General features: G+C 49.3%; 18 protein-coding genes. 7 read left to right on the forward strand and 11 right to left on the reverse strand.

Translation table 11 applies throughout. The features are described 5' to 3' along the window. Window positions 1-120: 120 nt before the first annotated feature. Genes IEY24_RS22630 through IEY24_RS22640 form a run of 3 tightly spaced genes read right to left on the reverse strand, consistent with a single transcriptional unit; the run spans window position 121 to window position 2,816 of the window. Window positions 121-558, reverse strand: a complete 438-nt coding sequence (locus tag IEY24_RS22630) for a DUF6841 family protein (protein WP_188936294.1) — start codon at window positions 556-558, stop codon at window positions 121-123. 51 nt (window positions 559-609) lie between these two features. Next, entirely contained in the window at window positions 610-1,164 is a 555-nt protein-coding gene (locus IEY24_RS22635) for a DUF2911 domain-containing protein (protein WP_188936296.1), read from the reverse strand. Between the two features lie 59 nt (window positions 1,165-1,223). Beyond that, on the reverse strand, window positions 1,224-2,816 hold the full coding sequence (locus IEY24_RS22640) for a serine hydrolase domain-containing protein (protein WP_188936298.1): 1,593 nt from the start codon (window positions 2,814-2,816) through the stop codon (window positions 1,224-1,226). A gap of 106 nt (window positions 2,817-2,922) precedes the next feature. Here IEY24_RS22640 and IEY24_RS22645 point away from each other — a divergent pair, with 106 nt between their 5' ends. Continuing rightward, window positions 2,923-4,080, forward strand: coding sequence for a DEAD/DEAH box helicase (locus IEY24_RS22645; RefSeq protein ID WP_188936300.1), 1,158 nt, complete (start codon window positions 2,923-2,925; stop codon window positions 4,078-4,080). Here IEY24_RS22645 and IEY24_RS22650 read toward each other — a convergent pair whose 3' ends face one another. The 5 genes from IEY24_RS22650 to IEY24_RS22670 all read right to left on the reverse strand — a co-directional run bounded on the left by IEY24_RS22650 (window position 4,081) and on the right by IEY24_RS22670 (window position 10,723). After that, entirely contained in the window at window positions 4,081-5,193 is a 1,113-nt protein-coding gene (locus IEY24_RS22650) for a sialidase family protein (RefSeq protein WP_188936302.1), read from the reverse strand. 58 nt (window positions 5,194-5,251) lie between these two features. Further along, window positions 5,252-6,259 (reverse strand): NAD(P)H-dependent glycerol-3-phosphate dehydrogenase, encoded by a 1,008-nt coding sequence (locus tag IEY24_RS22655; protein WP_188936304.1) that lies wholly within the window; start codon window positions 6,257-6,259, stop codon window positions 5,252-5,254. A gap of 133 nt (window positions 6,260-6,392) precedes the next feature. Beyond that, window positions 6,393-7,826 carry an efflux RND transporter periplasmic adaptor subunit gene (locus IEY24_RS22660; RefSeq protein ID WP_188936306.1) on the reverse strand — a complete coding sequence of 478 codons (1,434 nt, stop codon included), beginning with the start codon at window positions 7,824-7,826 and terminating at the stop codon, window positions 6,393-6,395. Window positions 7,827-7,877: 51 nt separating this feature from the next. Then, complete coding sequence (locus IEY24_RS22665) at window positions 7,878-9,371, reverse strand: TolC family protein (RefSeq protein ID WP_188936308.1); 1,494 nt, start codon at window positions 9,369-9,371, stop codon at window positions 7,878-7,880. 116 nt (window positions 9,372-9,487) lie between these two features. Further along, window positions 9,488-10,723, reverse strand: coding sequence for a nucleoside recognition domain-containing protein (locus tag IEY24_RS22670; protein ID WP_188936309.1), 1,236 nt, complete (start codon window positions 10,721-10,723; stop codon window positions 9,488-9,490). 135 nt (window positions 10,724-10,858) lie between these two features. On the opposite strand from IEY24_RS22670, the gene IEY24_RS22675 reads away from it, so the two are divergent. Further along, window positions 10,859-11,338 carry a hypothetical protein gene (locus tag IEY24_RS22675; RefSeq protein ID WP_188936311.1) on the forward strand — a complete coding sequence of 160 codons (480 nt, stop codon included), beginning with the start codon at window positions 10,859-10,861 and terminating at the stop codon, window positions 11,336-11,338. Between the two features lie 150 nt (window positions 11,339-11,488). Here IEY24_RS22675 and IEY24_RS22680 read toward each other — a convergent pair whose 3' ends face one another. Together IEY24_RS22680 and IEY24_RS22685 are read right to left on the reverse strand one after the other, a co-directional pair. Next, window positions 11,489-12,361 carry a sugar phosphate isomerase/epimerase family protein gene (locus IEY24_RS22680; RefSeq protein ID WP_229222904.1) on the reverse strand — a complete coding sequence of 291 codons (873 nt, stop codon included), beginning with the start codon at window positions 12,359-12,361 and terminating at the stop codon, window positions 11,489-11,491. Between the two features lie 39 nt (window positions 12,362-12,400). After that, window positions 12,401-13,660, reverse strand: a complete 1,260-nt coding sequence (locus IEY24_RS22685; RefSeq protein WP_188937342.1) for a Gfo/Idh/MocA family protein — start codon at window positions 13,658-13,660, stop codon at window positions 12,401-12,403. 255 nt (window positions 13,661-13,915) lie between these two features. On the opposite strand from IEY24_RS22685, the gene IEY24_RS22690 reads away from it, so the two are divergent. Continuing rightward, a complete protein-coding gene (locus IEY24_RS22690) occupies window positions 13,916-15,511 on the forward strand; it encodes a Na+/H+ antiporter (protein WP_188936316.1) in 1,596 nt (531 codons plus the stop codon). 9 nt (window positions 15,512-15,520) lie between these two features. Here the strand turns inward: IEY24_RS22690 and IEY24_RS22695 are convergent, their stop codons facing one another. Beyond that, window positions 15,521-17,047, reverse strand: a complete 1,527-nt coding sequence (locus IEY24_RS22695; protein WP_308420624.1) for a S8 family serine peptidase — start codon at window positions 17,045-17,047, stop codon at window positions 15,521-15,523. A 165-nt stretch (window positions 17,048-17,212) separates the two neighbouring features. On the opposite strand from IEY24_RS22695, the gene IEY24_RS22700 reads away from it, so the two are divergent. The 4 genes from IEY24_RS22700 to IEY24_RS22715 all read left to right on the forward strand — a co-directional run bounded on the left by IEY24_RS22700 (window position 17,213) and on the right by IEY24_RS22715 (window position 20,763). Further along, window positions 17,213-18,505 carry an aminopeptidase P family protein gene (locus tag IEY24_RS22700; RefSeq protein ID WP_188936320.1) on the forward strand — a complete coding sequence of 431 codons (1,293 nt, stop codon included), beginning with the start codon at window positions 17,213-17,215 and terminating at the stop codon, window positions 18,503-18,505. A gap of 57 nt (window positions 18,506-18,562) precedes the next feature. Then, window positions 18,563-18,970 carry a DUF5618 family protein gene (locus IEY24_RS22705; RefSeq protein ID WP_188936322.1) on the forward strand — a complete coding sequence of 136 codons (408 nt, stop codon included), beginning with the start codon at window positions 18,563-18,565 and terminating at the stop codon, window positions 18,968-18,970. Window positions 18,971-19,041: 71 nt separating this feature from the next. Next, window positions 19,042-19,671: an MgtC/SapB family protein gene (locus tag IEY24_RS22710; protein WP_188936324.1), complete on the forward strand. Its 630-nt coding sequence runs from the start codon at window positions 19,042-19,044 to the stop codon at window positions 19,669-19,671. Between the two features lie 198 nt (window positions 19,672-19,869). After that, window positions 19,870-20,763 carry an EboA domain-containing protein gene (locus IEY24_RS22715; protein WP_188936326.1) on the forward strand — a complete coding sequence of 298 codons (894 nt, stop codon included), beginning with the start codon at window positions 19,870-19,872 and terminating at the stop codon, window positions 20,761-20,763.

The raw sequence follows: 20,763 nt of genomic DNA on the forward strand, positions 1-20,763 counted from the left end.
TTCCAAATTTGACAAAAACGGCCCCGCTGCTCTCAATTCGAGGCCAGCAATGTAAAAAGCTGGTGAGGAGCTTCAAAACTCCCAACCAGCTTTTTACATTAATAACCCAGTATCCGTCGGCTATACAAGCCCTCTTTCCTTCAAAACAGCTTGCTCATCACCGGTAATGTATGCAAACACTTTTAGCGTCTCATTCAAATGTTGCAGGAAGTAGATCACGCTGAACTCGATGGAACCCGGCTCGCCGTCCTTTTCATAAAACGACTCCCAATACACTTCCACCATGTGATGCAGCTCATTCAGCTCGGTAATGTCCAGCTGCCTGATTTCCATTTTGGTAATACCGATGGACCGGTAAAAATCATAGCCTTTCGGTACACGGTCGAGGAAATCCTGATCGTTTTTGCCGCCTATAATTCCCATCGGGCTCGCTTCGACGAAGAAATCGGCGAATGCGGTGGCAGTGCCTTCCGCTACCGCATTGCCGGCCAACCCTTCGGCAAACCGCTTTTCGTATGCTTCAAAAAATTGTTCGATCTGATCATTGATATCTACCATATGATAAATCCATTAGTTGAGATATCGACGCGGAGAAAGAACCGTGCCACCTCAGAACGACACCGGCACTTCTACGATTGTTGTCTCCCAACCCAGGAACAGCTTCGCCGACTTATCGGAAACCTTTTCAAATACAATCGAAAAGTTTTCGATCGGAGCATCTGCCTTTTTTACCGGCGCCGTCACGCGCAGCACGTCGTTAGCTTCCTTGTATTTGAAAGCGCCCCAGTAGTCGACGTCGGAGCTGAGAATGATGGTCCATTCCTTTTCGTTCGGAATTGCAAACAGCGAGTAAGTGCCCGCTTTCACTTTTTTGCCACCGAAAGTCGCATCCTCATAAAATCTGATCTCCGTTGATTCGTCCGCGCCCAGGCGCCAGACCTTACCGTAAGGTTCTTTTTTACCAAAAATTTCACGTCCATTCAAAAACGGCCGACTGTACGAAATCTTCACCAATGCCTTTTCGCCCTCTTTGCGATCATGCGCAAAATGGTCCGGGAAATACGCGATATCACGCGGGCTCTTATCCAGTCCCCTGAATTTTTGCGCATTCGCCCCGAATGCAATCGCCGTCATCAAAAGGGCCAGGAAAATGTTCTTTTTCATATTGTGGTTTTTGTTAAAAATTTGAATGCTAATGATATGAAAAACTTTCGAGTATGAGATCACGCAATCGCCTTGCCACTCAAAACCGGCCGGGGGTCTTTCGTATTGCCGATAATCGCAAGGCTCCTTTTAAACTCAACCTGCAAATTATCTCCTTCAAATTTGCACCGTACAGTCTCGTAATGGGCGGTTTCGATGAAACGCCATGTCATCTCGAATGTCGTGTCGTCGATCCAGGCGCCGTTGGCGGCGATTTTGGTTTTCTTCTCGCCGGGAACGGGGGTTAGTACGAGTTTGAGTGGCAGAGTCGACAAATCGGTAAGACCGATTTTCCAGTTGCCCAAACCATTTACCACGAGGTGCTCGCCCTTGTCGTCGGTGACGCGGAACAAGCACCAGCCTTTATCAAATTCGAAGGATACCTTGTTAATTTTCAATTCATTCTCCGCCAGTTTAAAAGACCTGCCATTCATTTTTGCAGCAAGATCGGAAGCCGGTTTTCCGGGCGTAAGCGGCAATGCGAGTGAGCCCAGCTTCTTTTGCATTTCGGACTGAATGCCTTTGTCGGCTGGAACACCAGTCGCCTTCACAGTTGGTAGTATATGGTTCCACACGTGGTTCAAAATGGCCTGCATGTCGCCGGTCTCGCTGGTAATGGCCACTACCATATCCTCCTTCGGCATCACAATGCAATATTGCCCGAAAGCACCGTCGCCGCGATAGGCACCGTTCCGGCAACGCCAGAACTGGTAACCATAGCCTTGCTGCCAGTCGTCGTCCTCGGGCTTGCGGTTGCTGCCTTTCGACATAATATGCGAGCGCGTAGCTTCCTCTACCCACGCGGCGGGAAGAATGCGTTTGCCATTGTATTCGCCTTTTTGCAGATACAACTGCCCAAATTTAGCAATATCCTCCGTTTTCACCCTTAACCCCCAACCGCCCGTATTAATGCCCTTCGGATCCACTTCCCAATCCACATCCTCGATCACGAGCGGCTGAAAAAGGCGCGGTTTGAGGTATTCGAGCAGTGTCTGGCCGCTCAATTTTTGAATGATGGCCGACAGCATATAAGTAGCACCGCTATTGTACACAAAGAATGTCCCCGGCTCGTGCTCGACCGGCTGTGCGAGAAACGACTTCACCCAGTTGTCGCTGCCGGATTCACGCAGTTTGCCTGTCGTGTCCTTATCGTGGCCTGTCGACATACTAAGCAGATCGCGGACGCGCATCGCTGCCAGGTTGGCGCTCACGGTTGCAGGTTTGTCTTCCGGAAAGAACGAAATGACTTTGTCATCCACTTTTAGCTTGCCCTCGGCCACGGCAAAGCCAATAGCGCTGGAAGTGAAACTTTTACTGAGAGAGTATAATGTATGTTTCAAATCGGGGGCATAGGGTGCCCACCAGCCCTCGGCTACCACTTTTCCTTGTCGGAGGACCATCAGGCTGTGCAAGTTCAATCGATCTGCCTCCACGGCATTAGCAAAGTCCAGAATACCTTTGGCCGACATTCCCTGTGACTCCGGCGAGCTGCGCGGCAATTGGCCGTAGCTGAGCGAAGATGCCCAGGCCGAAGCCGGAATAGCGCTTATTACGCCCAATTGTAAGGCGCCTATTCCCAAATGTTGAAGGAATTCCCTGCGGTTGTATGACATGGTTGTTATAAAGGCTGGTGATAGAAAGTTTGTAGCGGGCGGCCCGACAGGTAGCTTTTGCTCAGGTAGTCCTATCTTTGCACCAATCACAAAACAAAATGACCGCATGCCGGAGAACGCAACTTCCTTCCAATCGCTTGGATTGTCCGAACCATTACTAAAAACCATCGCTGAACAGAATTATACTCAACCGTATCCGATTCAGCAGGCCGCAATTCCAGCCATTTTGAAGGGAAATGATGTGCTCGGCATCGCCAAAACAGGCTCCGGGAAAACGGCAAGTTTCGTTCTGCCTATTCTCGAATCATTTCAAAAGATGCCTCCTGCCAAAAACCGGCACATTACTGCATTGGTACTCGTCCCAACACGCGAGCTGGCGGTTCAGATCGGCGTGGTGTTCCAGACATTCGGTGAAAGGCTCCCACGTAAGGTAAAAACGCTGGCAGTGTTCGGAGGGGTGTCTATTAATCCGCAAATGATCGCGTTGCAGCATGTGGAAATCCTGGTGGCTACGCCGGGAAGACTTCTCGAACTGATTTCCTTTAAAGCGCTAAGTCTTTCAGAAACGCGCATTCTGGTGCTTGACGAGGCTGATAAGATGCTGAATATGGGCTTTGCCGACGAAATGCGCGACATCTTCTTCCTGCTTCCCAAAAACCGCCAAAGCATTCTTTTCTCAGCTACTTTGGGCGATGAAGTAGATAAGATCAATAAAAATCAACTGAAAAACCCGTTGCGGATCGAGATAGCGGAGGAAGAACAAAACCTGGACCTGATTAAGCAGACTGGCTACTTCGTCGACCCCGACCGCAAGGGCCCGCTGTTGAGATATTTGATTAAATCGCAGCAAATGAAGCAGGTGCTGGTGTTCGTTTCAGCCACGCGGACGGCAGACAACCTCATCGAAAAGCTGAAAAAGAACGGTGTAGACGCTATGGCCATGCATAGCAAAAAAAGCCAGGGTGCACGCACCGAGGCTTTGAACAAGTTTAAAACGGGGAAGCTGAATGTGCTCGTGGCAACCGATCTCGCTTCACGGGGGATCGACATTCAGTTTTTGCCTTACGTGATCAATTTCGAGCTGCCGAGATCGCCCTTGGATTACGTCCACCGCATTGGCCGGACGGGCCGGGCCGAAAATCCGGGTGAAGCAATTTCACTCATTTGCCCCGAAGACGTCCACCATTTCAAGATTATCCAGAAAAAGATGGGTAAGCGTGTTGAAATGATGGAGTCTTACGATATCGAGCTGCGGGGCTATTAACTATTTCTTCTTTGCCGCCAGTTCGACAATATCTTTCTTGCTACCTGTCCAGAATGCGATTTTACGGCGGTTATAAGTGTAAGTAACCGCCACCGAGTCGCCCCAGCTGATCACCGCCGGATAGGAGTACTCGTCCTCTTTCTTGCCGGTAGCAATGTCGATCTTGTCGGTCCAGTTCTGGCCATCGTCATAGGAAAGAATCAATGAAAGTGGTGAGCGGGAGCCCCAGTTGTGGTCATCGGGATTGTAGGCGAGTACAAGGCTGCCGTCTGCCAGCTTGGCCAGGTCGATACCGCTGTTCGGGTTGGGCAATGAGGTCTTTTTAATGGTCGACCAGGTTTTACCATTGTCCTTCGAATCGCTGCGCCCGATCACGCCCCCGGTCGTACGCACGAGCATATGCACATTCCCCGGCTCCGATTCCCATAAGGTAGGCTGGATAGCGCCTTTCCCTTTGATTTCCATCGTATCGATCTTGAAATAAGGGCTCGCTGTCCAGGTTTTACCTTTATCCGTGCTGCGGTCTACAAATACCTCCCAGCGGTTCACTTCATTGGAAGCGCCCGCCAGCCAGTCGCCGTTTGAAAGCTCAATCAACTTATCCTTCACCGGGCCTCTTCCGCCTTTGTCACCTTTGACAAGCTCATAAGCATCCGACCAGGTTTCACCATTATCGGAAGAAGTTTTCACCCACGTTTCCCACTGCGCGATCTCCTTCCCTACTTTAAAATACAAAATCACTTTACCGTCGGCAGTTTTCTGCAAAACCGGGTTCCAGTGCGCGTCCTCACGGATTTTAGCCACTTCGACCGGTGCGCTCCAATGGCCGGGACGTCCTTTTGAAAGCCAGATACCCACGTCAGGGTTCTTTTCTTCCGTGCCGCCAAACCATGCTATCAGAAATTGTCCGTCATCGAGCCGCACGAGCGTGGATGCGTGACATTGCGGGAACGGGCGCTGATCGCCAAAGACAAATTCTTTCTCATTCGCGAGCGAATCCAGTTTCTTGTCCTCAGCCGTTTCCGTCTGTTTCGAACCGCAGGATGTCATTACCAAAGAGCCCAGCAGCATGGTGGCAGCCAGCCATTTAGATTGCTTTTTGTATTGTAGCATGGATTAAAAGATAGGTTGAACGTTTCGCAGAATACCGTTTAGAACCGAAAAAAGGCTATTATTTGAGCAACTTCTTCAATTCGTTCATCACCGCAGCAGGTGCCTGCTCTTCGTAAAGAATGCTGTAAACCGCGTGGGTAATGGGCAAATTAACGTGATAAGTCTTGTTCAGTTCCTGAATACTCCTGGTGGCATAATAACCTTCGGCAATCATTTTCATTTCCAGCTGCGCCGCTTTGACGCTGTAACCACGACCAATCATATTTCCGAACAATCTGTTACGACTGAACTGCGAATACGCCGTAACAAGCAAATCGCCCAGGTAAGCCGATGAACTCAGGTTGCGCTCACGGGGGTCGAGGGCCGTTACCAGGCTACCGATTTCCTGCATGGCATTGGATACCAACACGGCCTGGAAATTATCGCCATAGCCAAGCCCGTGCGTGATTCCGCACGCGAGCGCGACAATGTTTTTCATCACGGCAGCATATTCGACACCATAAAGATCGTCCACCGCATTGGCGGTGACATAGCGGCAGGTCATCAATTCCGCAAAATTTTCCGCCGTCGGGCATTCTGTGGAAGCGATTGTGAGGTACGATTGTTTTTCCAAAGCAACTTCCTCGGCATGACATGGGCCGGCGATCACGCAGGTATCTTTCATTTCAATCCCAAAAGCCTCGGCAGCCCAATCGGTAACGAGGGCATTCTGGCCTGGCACCATGCCTTTAATGGCCGAAACAATGCGCTTACCCTGCAAATGCTTTGCCGACAAATGCTGCAAGGATTCCTGAATAAATGCGGCTGGAACGGCCAGAATAATGTAGTCTGCCCCTTTTACCGCGTCGGTGGTTTTCTCAAAAACCTTTACTTTTTTCGGAGAAAGCACCACATCGCTGAGGTAACTCGGGTTGTGGTTGAATTTCCGGATATGGTCGATATCCTTCTGGTTCCGGAGCCACCAGCGAATCTGAACATGATTTTGTTCGCAAAGGATTTTGATAAGCGCGGTCGCCCAGCTCCCTCCGCCTATCACGGCAATTTTAGTATGATTTAAAAAACTCATTGGGCGGGAATGTCAGAATTTGGCTGAAATATGGGGCCAAAATAGCTGAAAATAAAAAATCCTTGCAGCAAAGCCGCAAGGATTTTCCTTTTTAACCTAAACTAAATCGAACTTATTACTTTTTTACAACGCATCAGTTCGGGTTTTCATTTGATTTTTTCCCATCTTTTTTCGGATCTTCCTTCTTTTTTTCGACGAGGTCACCGTTGTTGAGGTTTTTGGACACCGCTATATATGGCCCAGAGATAATCTTGTCGCCGGGTTTCAGCCCCGAAAGGATTTCGATGTTCTCAAAGTCGCTGATACCCGTCTTCACTTCCTTCATTTCAGCCTTACCCTTCACATCGATAAACACCACTTCCTTAATCACTTCCTGCTTCTTAGGCTTCTTGTCGTCCTCATCGCTTGCGGGGGCGTTGTTGTTGGAACCATCGCCTGAGCCCGGGATCACTTGCGGAGTACCTCCACGCGTGGTAACCGCAGCAATGGGCACCGAAACCACGCCATTTTTGCGCTCTGTGATGATCTCTACCGATGCCGTCATACCCGGTTTGAATGGGTAGGATTTTTTCGAACGTGCGGTCATCAGGTCCTTGAAGGATTCATTGAGGATTTTTACTTTCACCTGAAACTCCGTCACGGCATCGGCCGACGTGCTTGCCGCGGATGACGACGATGATGAAAGCGATGCCAGGCCCGCTGCCGTGTTCGCGATTTCTTTTACAACGCCCTTGAACTTGCGACCCGACGAGCTGTAAGCATCCACGTCGATCTCCGCAGTGTCGCCGATCGATACCCGCACAATGTCGTTCTCGTTTACATTCACTCGGACCTCCATATCGGCCAGGTTCGCGATTCGCATCATCTCCGTCCCAGCCATTTGCGACGTACCTACCACACGCTCGCCGGCTTCCACATTCAATAAAGAGACAATGCCGCTAACGGGCGCAAAAATGCTGGTTTTACGAAGATTTTCGGCTGCATCGCGCAAACTCGCCTCTGCGCTTTTGATATTGAAAAGCGCCGCCGCTACATTCGCTTTCGACGATTCAACGTCCTGCTGTGCTACGCCAAAAGTGGACGCGAACTGCTCAAAATCGGCAGAGGAGATCACCTTGTCGGAAAAAAGCTTCTTATTCCGGTCAAAATTGGCTTTCGCCTGAACGAGCCGCGCCTCCGCCTGGGCTACCATTGCTTTGGTTTGCTCATAATTGGCTTTGCTCGAATTGACGGCAGCCTGCGCCCGGGCCATTAGTGATTCGTAATTATCGGGGCGGATTTTCAAAAGCAGCTGCCCTTTTACTACCGAATCGCCCTCGGCCACGTTTAATGCGATGATCTCACCTGAAACGTCCGGACTGAGCTTTACCTCAACTTCCGGCTGCACTTTTCCTGACGCACTTACCCGTTCGATGATATCCGACTTTTTGACGACCGCGTACTCAACTTCCGTCGTTTTGGGTTTGCCGATATAGCCTGCCTGCTTGGCCCCAAACAACCCGCCGATAAGCAGCACCACGACGCCCCCCGTTATCCACCAGATCTGTTTCGAAGATTTACGTGCCATATTTTTTTGATTACGATTTTTTAAAAATAGGTTGCTGATAGTACGGGAATTCTAGAAATCGGAAAGCGGGCGGTTCATATAGAAATCCAGGATTTTTGTCCTGAAAACATAATCATATTTGGTTTGAACCAGGTTACCATTCGCCCTGTCGAGATTGGCTTTGGCGATATTGTATTCGACCGAATTAATGGCTCCCACATCGAAACGCACCTGCGATACGCGGAAAGTTTCCTGCAAAGCCCTAACCTGATTGACAGTCGCCGAGTAACGCTTGGCAGCATTTGTCATATCTATATAAGCCTGTTCTACATTTTTGCGGATCGTCAGCTGCACCTGCTGGGCCTGGTATTCGTAGGTCTTTTGCTGCAATTTCGCATTGGCCACGTTGTACTTCGTCCTGAAATTGTTGAAGATAGGGATCGACAAATTCAGGTTGATAGCTGAGTTGCGGTTGAAGTCGAGCTGGTTGAAATAGCGGAAATTCTGGACGGAACCGTTTGGTGCGCTCACCCGCTGCATGATCGGAACCTGCTTGTTGTCTATCACAACGAAGTCGGTCTCGGAAGGGAGTATGACGGTTGTGTTTCCTGTCCCGTCCCCCACAAACCGTTTCTTCGGCGCTGCGCTGGAATAGGCCGTGTAAATACCGCCATTTAAAGTCAGTGTCGGCATTCCCGCGCCTCTCGCCAGGTCGACATTGATTTTTGAAGCCTCGATCCGCATATTGGCGGCCTTCATTTGTGGCAGATTGTTCAATGCGGTTTCAAAAATCTCCTGAATGGAAGCGTCATACGCCTGCATGGTCGGATCCTTCACCGGAATTTTCACGACATTGATCACCTCGCTGCCTGGCATATTCATGTATTGTTTCAAATTCAGCTTGGCGGTTTCGAGATTGTTCTGGGCATTTACCAGTGTAAGCTCGTCGTTGGCCAGCTGCGATTTCAGGTCGAAAAGGTTACTTTCCGCCAGCGTACCTGCTTCCACGAGTTTGGCAGTGCGTTCAACCTGCAAAAGAGACGCGTCCACCTGCCGCTGCGCTACCATGATCAGTTCCTCATTGGTAACGACCTGCAAGTAACTCAATGCCACATTCAGCATAATGTCGTTGCGGGTCGCCTCGAGGTCTTTGGCGCTGGCCTGGTAGTTAGCATTATTGAATTTGATGTTATTGCTGATCTGAAAACCGCTGAAAAGCGTCACCTGCCCGCCGAGCTGGTAATTGTTGGAGCTCACATTCTGCTGAACGAATTGGTTGGTGAACGGATCGATGTTACGACCGGACCGGAAACCCTGGCTCGCGCTGAAACTGATACTCGGCCACCGCTGCCACTTCGACTGCTCGTAGGTGTTGCCGTTGGTCTGCACGGTAATTTCCGATTGTTTAACCTGCGGATTGGTTTCCAGGGCGATCCGGATGCAATCTTCCAGCGAATAGGTATTGGCCGGCTGACTCACATTTTGCTGCGCCTGGACGGTTTCCGGGACTGTCATTCCACAAAACAATGCCAAAACCAGTGCGGAATAGCGTAAAGAATGAAACATAAGCGGTTTAGAGTTAGATGATCAATATTAGTGCTTACCGCAAAATGCGACCATCCATTTGGTACGGACGGTTGCATTTCCGTGGTAAAGGGCGATTTATCCGAATACTTTCAGGCTCAGTGGAAAAACAGGTAACCAAGCCAAATTCCGGCTACGACACCTATTAAATCGGCGATCAGGCCCGCTACGATGGCATATCTCGTGTTCTTAATTCCGACGGACCCAAAGTAAAGTGCAACGATATATAATGTGGTATCAGCCGATCCATTGAAAATACATACAAGTCTTCCGACGAAAGAATCGGGGCCGAATTGCTTCATGGCATCGATCATCAACGCACGCGCGCCACTACCGCTGAGAGGCTTCATGAGCGCGACCGGCAATGCATCGGTGAAGTCGGTATTGACGCCCGTGGCCGCGAAACCCCATTTTAAACCATCGATAAGATAATCCATCGCGCCGCAGCTACGGAAGGCACTGATCGCCACCAGCAGGCCTACCAGGTAAGGAATGATCGTGACTGAGGTCGTAAACCCGCCCTTGGCCCCTTCTATAAATGCTTCGAAAACATTGACTTTTTTAAACATTCCCCATCCGAGGAAACCCGCTACTACAAAAAGCAATACTGAATTACCCGCCAGGACCGAAATTGTCTCGATCTGCTCCTTCGGCAGGCCTGACAAGTACCACAAGACAATTGCGATCATCGCGGTCACACTGCCGAGGCCGAGCATCACCGTTCTGTTGAAGAGGTTGATCTTCTGCCAGGTGGCCGTGATAATCATACTCACTACGGTAGTCACGTACGTGCCTACTACACACGGGATGAACACATCTGAAGGGCTTTCGGCGCCCAGGATCGCACGTTGGGCGATGATCGACAGGGGGATGATCTGCAAGCCTGAAGTATGCAGCACGAGGAACATGATCTGTGCATTCGACGCCGTATCCTTGCTTGGGTTCAGTTCCTGAAGGCTCTGCATGGCCTTTAAACCAAATGGCGTAGCCGCATTATCCAGCCCGAGAAAATTCGCGGAAAAGTTCATGATCATCTGGCCATTTGCCGGGTGATCCTTTGGAACCTCGGGGAAAAGTTTGTTGAAAAAAGGGCCTATTAAACGTGCGATGACCTGGATGATACCGGCTTTTTCGCCTACATTGAGAATACCCAGAAAGAATGTCATCACACCCGTGAGCGGCAATGCGATATCCATCACAGCCGTTTCGGCCATTTTGAGCATACCTTCCGTAATGGCTTTAAAGGTTTGCACATCACCTGTAAAGATGAATTGCAGGAATGCTATCAGAAAGGCGATTACGAAAAAGGCAACGAAAATATAATTTAAAGCCATATCAGATTGGGGAGTGCAAGGGCAGGATTAGTAATGATTTGTTTATAATGCATTGAGTAAAATATTTCTTTTAATGCAAATAACAAAGGTATATTGCAAACAGCTAGGCCTATCAACAAACCTCGACGATTTTACATGAAGCATTACAGCTTTTTACTCTTTCTGGCACTATTGTGCTGCAACAAACCCAAAAACAACGACGAAAACTCCGCCTCCAACAATGGCGACCCGAGCAAAGCGATCAACGACACCATTCCGCTTACCCGCGAAAAAGTCGAAAACAGCCCCGTAGCGAGTTATAGCGAAAAAGTCAAAGATCCCCTGAACGACTGGCGCCTGGCCGTGGATGTTTACGAAACGAAGCAGACTTTCAAATTTCTGATGAAGATCGAATACATGGCGCAGGAAGCCGAGGACACGCTAACGATCCCGAATTTCGGTATTATGCCCAAGGTAGAAGTGCGGAAGGGCCCCGAGAAAGAATCCTGCATTGTGGGCTTTCTGGATAAGCAGGGAGAATTTAAGGAGTACAAGCTGATCGCTCTAAAGAACAAGCAATTGAAGATCTCGACTTTGAAGTATTATGGACGGGCGCGGTATAGGGTGAGTAAGTAAATTTTCGGATGTTATGAATTCATAATACATATGATATAGTGTGCTGGTATGATCGCAAGTTGAAAATTTCCAATCACATTTCTATACTACACAAAAGGCACAAAAAAAGCCCGGATTACCGGGCTTCCTTTCTATTTGTAATAGCTGCAATTACGCATTAAATACCAGATCCATTTTCTCACGGATGGTCAATAAACGTTTGCGGTCGCCGCCGGGAACTTCGGCCGAAGCCCAGCCCGAGTAGCCGACTTTCTGCAATGCCTTATTTACTTCGGCCCAGTTGCAATCGCCTTCCATCAACTCTACTTCAAAACCCTTCCAAAGACCGAGGTCATTTTGCTTTTTCAAGCTATATTCCTTCAAATGGAGCTTCAAAATACGTTTGTTCAATGCTTCAATCCAGGAAACCGGCCAGCCGTAACGAAGTACGTTTCCGATATCCATGTACCAGCCAACCATAGGATGCTTAAAGTCATCAACAAACTTTGCTGCTTCCAACGGACTCAGCAAAAACTGGTTCCAAACGTTTTCGATAGCTATTTTGACACCTGTTTTTTCAGCAATGGGGAGTAACTTACGGATCTCTGCCTGAGAACGTTCATAGGCTTCACCATAGGTAACAGAGGCGTTCACCACTCCTGGTACAACGAGCACCGTGCTGCCACCATATTCCTTCGTATCCCACAATGCTTTTTCAATAGACTTGACGCACTCTTCCCGCTTCTTTGGGTCAGGATCAGACAATGGCAGCTTCCAGTGCATTGAATTTACTGTTCCGGGAATCAGCAAACCGGTTTTATCTCTGGCCGCAAGGACCTCTTTCATATCCAGTTTGTCCGGAGAATCGAGCTCAACACCGTCATAACCCAGATCTTTCAGTAACTTAAACTTGTCCATTACTGATAAATCTTCCTTGATCATCCCCCACATCAAGCTCTTTTTCACCATTGGGCGTGCGGCTGCCGGTGCCGCTTCTGCCGCAGAAAGGACAGAGGAACCTACCGCCACGGCAGATGCTGCCATGGCGGTGTTTTTAAGAAAATCTCTTCTTTGCATAAAGTATCAGGAGAATGCAGTGATACCTGGTTTGGCCACCTCTACAACCGGTGGTTTCATGTCGAAGCTGTAAGTATCAGGTCCCAGCTTCTCGGTAGAGTTCAAAGCCTCATTCCAGGTAACGCGTTTGCCGGTATAGGCTGCCATTCTACCCATAATGGCGGTCAAGGTACTGTGTGCCATGAATTCGCCGTCGTTGATGAGCTTACCGCTACGAATAGACGCAAACAGTTCATTATGCTCCGTCTGGTACATATCGTTTTGGACACCTTCATATTTCCATGGATTGGCACCAGTAATCTCGTGCACGTTGCGTGCGCAGTTCACCATCGCACTTCCCTTGGTACCAAGCGTTTGTACGAGATAGCTATTTTCGCAGTTGGCCTGCTGACGTGAATGGTGGAAGCCTTTCACACCATTGTCGTAATCGTAAACAACCGAGAAGTGGTCGAAAATATTACCGAACAGCGAGTCGGTACGAACCTGACGGCCGCCTGTTCCTACCACCGAAACCGGCAGCTTACCACCCATTGCCCACGCCATCATGTCGATACTGTGAACAGCCTGTTCTACGATATGATCACCGGCGAGCCAGGTATAATACGTCCAGTTGCGAAGCACGTATTCTGCGTCTGTCCAGCCGGATACGCGTGGGAACGACCACAGGGTACCGGTATCGTAAGTGTTATAAATCGCCGTGATGTCGCCCACCGCGCCGTCGAGGATACGCGCGAAGCTTGCACGTTTCGGCTCGTGGTAGCGCCAGCAGAAGCCCGACATCAGGGATACATTCTTTTGTTTTGCCAATTTCGCTGCATCCAACACTTTGCGAACACCGGGAGCGTCAACCGCCACAGGTTTTTCGCAGAATACGTGCTTGCCTGCATTGATAGCAGCAGTCAGGTGCTCAGGACGGAAATGAGGAGGCGTAGCAAGCAGCACCACATCCACACCCGAGTCCAATACTTTTTTGAAAGCATCGAACCCAATGAACTTGCGTCCTTCATCCACTTTCACTTTCGGCCCGTGCACTTTGGTAAGGTTTTCAAGCGACGCGTCCATTTTGTCCTTGAAAATGTCGCCCATTGCCCACAGAACCACGTTTGGATCGGCTTTCAAAGCCTGGTTTGCAGCGCCCGATCCACGGCCGCCGCAACCGATCAAACCTACTTTGAGGGTATCGGCGTTTACGCCTGCAAAAGCGCGATTGGGGTTCAGAATTGCGAAGGTTGGTAATGTACTACCTGCCAATGCAACTCCCGCCATTTTCAAAACATCTCTCCGAGAAGTACTCATTGTCAATTAAGGATTAGGTGATGGAATGACTGTTTTTGTTGATTTTCTGTTGATAATGCCAGTGATCCGGGATCTTGAAGGCATTAAAGTTAATGCAAAACCGCAATATTTCCTGCTAATATAAACCAAAATTTCCATTTGCGTGCTCGACCACACACAAAAGTTATTACATGTTGATTTTACAATTTATATAGTTTTATATCTTCGAACTTCTGTTTTCTGAATATGGTCCTTGAAAATTTACTGCTGATAATATCGCTCCTTTTTGTAGTATCGATGCTCACGATGCTCAGCGAAAAGATTGGTATTTCCTACCCTATTTTCCTCGTCATCGCAGGCTTGCTGATCGGCGTCATTCCCGGAATGCCGCATATTCAGCTCGAACCCGACTGGGTTTTCCTGATCTTCCTGCCGCCATTGCTTTACGAAGCCGCCTGGAATACTTCCTGGAAAGACTTCTGGGCATCCAGGCGGGCGATCGGCCTGCTGTCCATCGGGCTGGTCGTATTTACAGCTACTGCCGTGGCGTATATCACGCACGCGCTCATCCCAGGTTTCACATTAGCAATGGGTTTTGTGCTCGGGGGTATCATCTCACCGCCCGATGCCGTAGCGGCTACTTCTGTTTTGCACGGGTTGAAAGTCCCCAAACGCGTCGTCACGATTCTCGAAGGTGAAAGTCTTGTAAACGACGCATCCTCACTGATCGTATTCCGTGTGGCCTTGGCGACGATCGAAACCGGCAATTTCGTCCTCTGGAAGGCGGGCGCCGATTTTCTCATGGTAGCAGCAATGGGCGTCATCATCGGGCTCGCCATTGCACATGTGCTGTACGTCGTGCACCGTTTTTTTCCCACCACGCCAAGCATCGACACTGCGCTCACATTTATCTCGCCTTATTTAATGTACGTCACAGCCGAACATTTCCATTATTCGGGCGTACTGGCGGTGGTGAGTGGCGGGCTATTCCTGAGTTTCCGGGCGCATGAGTTGTTTACTTACCAGTCGCGCATGCAAACCAATTACGTATGGCAAACAGTGGTTTTCCTCCTGAACGGCATTGTATTCATCCTGATCGGGCTGCAATTGCCCGAGGTAATAGAAGGGCTAAACGAATATACGGTTACCGAAGTGGTAAGTTATGCGGTCATTATCAGCATCGTCACGATCCTGATCCGCATTATCTGGGTTTTTCCAAGTACCTATATTCCAAGGATGCTTTTTAAGTCTGTTCGTGAGAAAGAGGTAAGGCCAGCCTGGCAGCCGGTATTCATCGTGGCATGGAGCGGAATGCGCGGTGTTGTTTCACTAGCGTCTGCATTAGCCATACCCTTATTGGTAAATGGAAAGGCATTTCCCCACCGGGATTTGTTCCTTTTTATCACATTTGTTGTAATCCTGTTCACCTTGGTATTTCAGGGACTTAGCCTGCCCTATTTAATCAAATGGCTCAAAATCGAAGACAATGGCGACAACCTGGAAAGAGAGAATGCCCTGATGAACTCTCGTTTGGCGACGGTAAGCCTCGATTATATGAAATCCAATTACGACGGGGAAATACAGGATTTCGAACCGTTCAGGCTTTTGAAAGAACGCTACGAAAAGATCATCGAAATGGCCGACTACAAACTGTTGCATTCTGACGACGACACGTCGGTCAGCTACGTGCGCAAATACCGCACGATGTTACTTGAAATTATCGATGTAAAAAGGGACGAAATACTAAAATTACGAGAGGAAAGAACCTGCTCCAACGAAATGATCAAGACCAAAGAACACGAGCTGGATCTCGAAGAAGCAAGGCTCCGCAGGTCACCCTAATCCGGGATACTAATCCCATTGTACTTCCACTACATAATCGCGAAGATCGATGGTCGTGAATTTCTCGTTGCTCTGGCGTTTGAGCGATACTTTGCCGTTTTGCACCTTCGCTACCTGCTGTGCGATCACGTCCTTTTCATTCCTCTTGCGGTAAACGGCTACCATCGAATCCTGGCTGATCACATCCACCTCGCAGGTGCGGCCTTTGGCGGTAACCAGTTTGGAGTTGTTGGGCAAATACGGCGCCTTCGCGAGCGCGAGTGCACGGGAAGCCTGGGGCACACCGTAGCCGACATAGTTGTTGCCGTAAGGATACAGATGTGACGACTTCTCGATGAGCGATATCAGTTCTTTATTCGAAAGCTGCGGGTTGGCTTGCAAAAGGCAAGCCGCAAAACCTGTTATCACCGGAGCTGAAAGCGAGGTTCCGTATAACGAGAAGCAGGAAACATTCGGTTTTACATACGACAAAAACTCCGGCCCTATGCTGCTGTAACCAATGCGGTTCCAGAGTTTGCCATTGGTAGCCCCTACCGAAAGCACGCCTTTAGCGTCGGCGGGAGCGGAAACGATGCCCCAGCTTTTATCGTCTCCCTCATTTCCGGCGGAAACGATGATCATAATGCCTTTTTTATCAGAAGCAATCTGCGCTGCTTTGCTGATAGCGCTCGTTTTACCGTCCATTTGTGCCGGCTGATAGTTCTCTCTCGGGTCCGAAAAACCTTTGGCATAACCCAAAGAAGTATTGATCAGGCGAACCCCCAGGCTGTCCATCCATTCCATCGCTGCGATCCAATTATCTTCTTCCCCACGGTATTCGCGCATGGAGTAGTCGGTGCGGGCGAGGTAGAATTTGGCATTGGTGGCCATACCATATTGCACCTGGTCCTGGTAATCGATACCTGCAATTGCGGCGAGGACTTCGGTACCATGCATGTCGGAAAACGACTCTGCGGTACTGAAGAGCAGATCGCCGGGGCGGCCCGGCTTCACGTAGTCTCTAACCCCCAATATCCTTTTATTGGAAAAAACCTGTGAAAGGGAAAGGGAAGAATCCGCACCGTAGAAACCGGCATCGATAACACCGATGGTAACATCCTTTGCTGTAATGTTCTCTTTTAAAAATGCATTAGCCTGCACCTGCGACATCACTGGCGCCATTTGCGCTTTTTCCGTCGGCTGCGTCCTGGCAATGTAAAAACCCGGATCGATCATCACCACATCCGCCACAAAATCCAGCTCCTTTACTTTCATCGCCTGCTCGCTGGTCATATTTGCAGATACCGCATTCAGCCATTTGGAGCGGTTGATGATATTGACCGATTGCCCCTTCAATGCCGCTTCATACTCTTTTTTAACCGGTAAATCGGTTTCATCCGAAAGTGCCAGCCCCAGCTTTTGCCTGTTTTCCAGCGTCAGCGACGAAACCGCAGGGGTTCCTGCCAGATCTTTGTTTTTCAGATAAATCCAATATTTCGGTCTTGCTGACAATACCAACGGCACAAATACAAACGCAAGCAAAAACAATCTTCTCATCAACGGCATTAGTTAGGTATTCTTAATCAATTTGGCAAAACAACACTTTCAAAACTGCATTTGCGAGGCCTGAGACCGTTCCGCACATGGGCAGAAGTTTAGAATTTTTGAACAAGATAAACGTAATTTTACAAATTAAATTACCTGATCCGAAAAAATACAGACATGCGATATTCCCCCATCGACCAAAAACTATTTATCGAAAACAGACGCCGTTTAACGACTTTGCTCAAACCTAAATCACTGGCAATTCTTAACGCCAACGATATTATGCCCACCAATGCGGACGGCACTATGGGTTTCAAACAAAACAGCGACTTGTTTTACCTAACGGGCGTCGATCAGGAGGAAACGATCCTGCTTATTTTCCCCGATCACCCCGACCCAAAGTTCCGCGAAGTCCTTTTCCTCCGCGAAACGAACGAAGTTATCGCCGTATGGGAAGGCGAAAAACTCACCAAGGAACAAGCCCGCGCCGCCACCGGCATTCAAAACATTTACTGGATGCACCAGTATGAAACCGTGTTTGGCAATATCGTTTTCGAAGCTGAAAACGTGTACCTCAACACCAACGAGCACACCCGCAGCGACTCCTACGTGCAATCGCGCGACGCGAGGTTTATTGTGGATTTCAAAAACCGTTACCCATTGCACAACCTCGTGCGCCTCGCGCCACTGATGCACCAGCTGCGCGCGGTGAAGCAGCCGGAGGAAGTCTCATTACTGCAAAAGGCCTGCGATATTACAAAGCAGGGTTTTGAAAGAGTATTGAAATTCGTGAAACCCGGCGTTCATGAGTTTGAGATCGAAGCGGAGCTACTGCACGAATTTGTCCGCAATCGCTCGAAAGGCTTTTCCTACCAGCCCATTATTGCTTCCGGCGCAAATGCGTGCGTGCTGCATTACATTCAAAACGATCAGGTTTGCAAAGACGGCGACATTCTCCTTCTGGACGTCGCCGCCGAATACGCCAACTACGGCGCCGACCTCACCCGCAGCATTCCTGTAAACGGCCGCTTCACCAAACGCCAGCGCGATGTGTACGATGCCGTTCTGCGTGTTTTCAAAGCCGCCAAGGGGTTGCTCGTGCCAGGCAATATCTGGGACGAATACCACCAGGAAATCGGCCGCATTATGGAGAGCGAACTCATCGGCCTCGGGCTTATCACCAAAGAAGACATTGAAAAACAGGATCCCGACCTGCCCGCCTACAAAAAATACTTCCCGCATGGCACCTCCCACTTTCTCGGCCTCGACATCCACGATGTAGGCAACAAATACCGCCGCTTCGAAGCGGGTATGGTTTTCACCTGCGAGCCAGGGATTTACATTCGGGAAGAAGGATTAGGGATTCGATTGGAGAACGATATTCTGATTACCGATAACGGGAATGTGGATCTGATGGCGCATATTCCGCTGGAACCGGAGGAGATTGAGGAGTGGATGAATGGTGAGTGATTCTTTGTAAATTTGTTGAATAGCATTATTATTCATCCAATTACATACACTGAAATTATGGCTAGAAAACAAGAACTCTCTGCACAGGAAGCCGTGACCGAGGCGAAGCGCTACCTGAACAACGCAAATGAAATTCTCCGTGAAAAGGGCGCCAAGGAAGATGGCTTTTATCAAGATTCCAAGTACGTAAAAATGGCCGGGCATACTGCCTATTCCGGAGTTCTTTTTGCGTTGGACCATTATTTCGGCAAGAAAGCGAAAGGCCGGAAGGATGTTGACTGGTATAGAATAAACCTTTCAAAAGAGGATCGAAAAATACTCGACTCTTTCACAACCGTTTACGAACAGCTACACCTTGTTATGGCTTACGATGGCGTAGGCCACGACGACGTAGTAAAAATCGGATTCAGAGAAGCCGAACGCATCATCGAGTGGATCGAAACGCGGACGGCAGCCGCAGCTTAATATAAAAATAAATGCGAAGCCGGGGAGGTCGACGATCTGCCCGGCTTTATTATGAATACAAATCACATTGAATGGAACTGCTTCCCGAAGACATTTATAAACTCCTCATTTCCTTCGTCCTCGGCGGTATCATCGGCGCGGAGCGCGAGTACCGCAGTAAATCGGCTGGATTACGGACGCTCATTCTGATTGCAATGGGGTCGACGCTGTTTACGATCCTTTCCATTAAGATCAGTTCGGATGCCGGGCGGATCGCCGCCAACATCGTGACGGGGATAGGTTTTATCGGTGCGGGGATCATTTTCCGGGAAAACAACCGGGTCGTCGGGATTACGACGGCGGCCATCGTGTGGGTTACTGCGGCGGTGGGGATGGGTATCGGGGCCGGGTTTTATGAAGTGTCGATCATTTGTTTCGTGATTTCGGGCATGACGTTGGTGATTTTGTCACCCGTACAGAAGTTTATCCGCCGGAAAAGCCAGATCCGGAATTACCGCCTGATGTGTGTGTACCAGAGGAAGACTTTGAAAACCTACGAGAACCTTTTCAAAGAATATGACCTGAAAATCCTTCGCGGCGAACAGAGCCGGATCGGCACCCACATTACCGGGAGCTGGACGTTGCAAGGCTCGGAAAGAAAGCACGAAAAACTTACCCACCACCTCCTCAACGACCCGGATATTCTTGAATTTGATTTTTAACCATCAGTTACAAATGATATTAGTTTTTCATTAAAACTGATATCAATCATGCCGTAAATTGAGCCAAAAGTGCCTCTACTACGTTATAAATAGCCGACGGGAAACTTTATGAAGGCAAACAGGCATTATACCAATAACCCAGCATCCGTCATACATTTACACGGCCTGAACCGGTAAATATGATCACAGACAACAGTTATGTCCGATATTATTAAACAAAAAATTTGGGAGATCATCGCTTCCCGTACCTCAGCAAGCGAGGCGGAATGGTTGCAGCAAAAAGGCGTTACCACGCCGAGCGTCGCCACGCCGGGCGTATCCACGCCGGAACCTTCCGCACCCATTGAACTGATGACGGCCTTCGTGGCAGCCCCCAGGTTCCTGTCTAAAAAAATTATCAACACCTCAGATGCCGAAAAAGCCGCTCTTAACCTCGAAATTCCGGGCTTTTCGGTCGAGGGATGGTCATTGGTAAGGCTTAGCCGCGTGTGGCTGCTTACACAACTGGACCCTTCTGTAAAAGAGGAATACATCAAAAACATTGAAACGCTGTTCGATACGGCTGAAATGAATGAGCTTGTGGCGCTTTATTCCGCGCTGCCGCTGCTCTCATACCCTGATCAATGGCTTTTTCGCGCTACCGATGCCGTTCGGTCCAATATGGGTTTTGTATTTGATGCGATTGCATTGCATAACCCTTATCCGGAGAAGTATTTCAGCGAACTGGCCTGGAACCAGCTCGTACTCAAAACGATATTCAACGACAAGCCTGTTCATTTGATAGAGGGGCTGGCAAACCGCTCGAATGAGAAGCTGGCAGTGACGCTGTCGGATTTCGCGCACGAGCGCTGGGCAGCCGGGCGTAGCGTACCTGCTCAGGTGTGGAGACTCACCGGTAAATATCTAACCCCGACGCTTCTTGCCGATATGCAGCATTTGTTTGATTCGGAAAAAGAAGAAGACCGCCAGGCGGCAGCATTGGCCTGTGGAGAAGCGTCGCTTCCGGCCGCCAACTACCTGCTGGCCAAGTACACCGATCTCGAAAAATCAGTAAAATCCGGCGCACTCACCTGGGCCGACCTCGAACATTGA

Origin of the sequence: Dyadobacter endophyticus (assembly GCF_014641595.1) — a bacterium.
Taxonomy (GTDB): domain Bacteria; phylum Bacteroidota; class Bacteroidia; order Cytophagales; family Spirosomataceae; genus Dyadobacter; species Dyadobacter endophyticus.

Coding starts and splice junctions, on each gene's coding strand:
- IEY24_RS22630 (WP_188936294.1), bottom strand. CDS start 558: ATGGTAGATATCAATGATCAGATCGAACAATTTTTTGAAGCATACGAA.
- IEY24_RS22635 (WP_188936296.1), bottom strand. CDS start 1,164: ATGAAAAAGAACATTTTCCTGGCCCTTTTGATGACGGCGATTGCATTC.
- IEY24_RS22640 (WP_188936298.1), bottom strand. CDS start 2,816: ATGTCATACAACCGCAGGGAATTCCTTCAACATTTGGGAATAGGCGCC.
- IEY24_RS22645 (WP_188936300.1), top strand. CDS start 2,923: ATGCCGGAGAACGCAACTTCCTTCCAATCGCTTGGATTGTCCGAACCA.
- IEY24_RS22650 (WP_188936302.1), bottom strand. CDS start 5,193: ATGCTACAATACAAAAAGCAATCTAAATGGCTGGCTGCCACCATGCTG.
- IEY24_RS22655 (WP_188936304.1), bottom strand. CDS start 6,259: ATGAGTTTTTTAAATCATACTAAAATTGCCGTGATAGGCGGAGGGAGC.
- IEY24_RS22660 (WP_188936306.1), bottom strand. CDS start 7,826: ATGGCACGTAAATCTTCGAAACAGATCTGGTGGATAACGGGGGGCGTC.
- IEY24_RS22665 (WP_188936308.1), bottom strand. CDS start 9,371: ATGTTTCATTCTTTACGCTATTCCGCACTGGTTTTGGCATTGTTTTGT.
- IEY24_RS22670 (WP_188936309.1), bottom strand. CDS start 10,723: ATGGCTTTAAATTATATTTTCGTTGCCTTTTTCGTAATCGCCTTTCTG.
- IEY24_RS22675 (WP_188936311.1), top strand. CDS start 10,859: ATGAAGCATTACAGCTTTTTACTCTTTCTGGCACTATTGTGCTGCAAC.
- IEY24_RS22680 (WP_229222904.1), bottom strand. CDS start 12,361: ATGGCAGCATCTGCCGTGGCGGTAGGTTCCTCTGTCCTTTCTGCGGCA.
- IEY24_RS22685 (WP_188937342.1), bottom strand. CDS start 13,660: ATGGCGGGAGTTGCATTGGCAGGTAGTACATTACCAACCTTCGCAATT.
- IEY24_RS22690 (WP_188936316.1), top strand. CDS start 13,916: ATGGTCCTTGAAAATTTACTGCTGATAATATCGCTCCTTTTTGTAGTA.
- IEY24_RS22695 (WP_308420624.1), bottom strand. CDS start 17,047: ATGAGAAGATTGTTTTTGCTTGCGTTTGTATTTGTGCCGTTGGTATTG.
- IEY24_RS22700 (WP_188936320.1), top strand. CDS start 17,213: ATGCGATATTCCCCCATCGACCAAAAACTATTTATCGAAAACAGACGC.
- IEY24_RS22705 (WP_188936322.1), top strand. CDS start 18,563: ATGGCTAGAAAACAAGAACTCTCTGCACAGGAAGCCGTGACCGAGGCG.
- IEY24_RS22710 (WP_188936324.1), top strand. CDS start 19,042: ATGGAACTGCTTCCCGAAGACATTTATAAACTCCTCATTTCCTTCGTC.
- IEY24_RS22715 (WP_188936326.1), top strand. CDS start 19,870: ATGTCCGATATTATTAAACAAAAAATTTGGGAGATCATCGCTTCCCGT.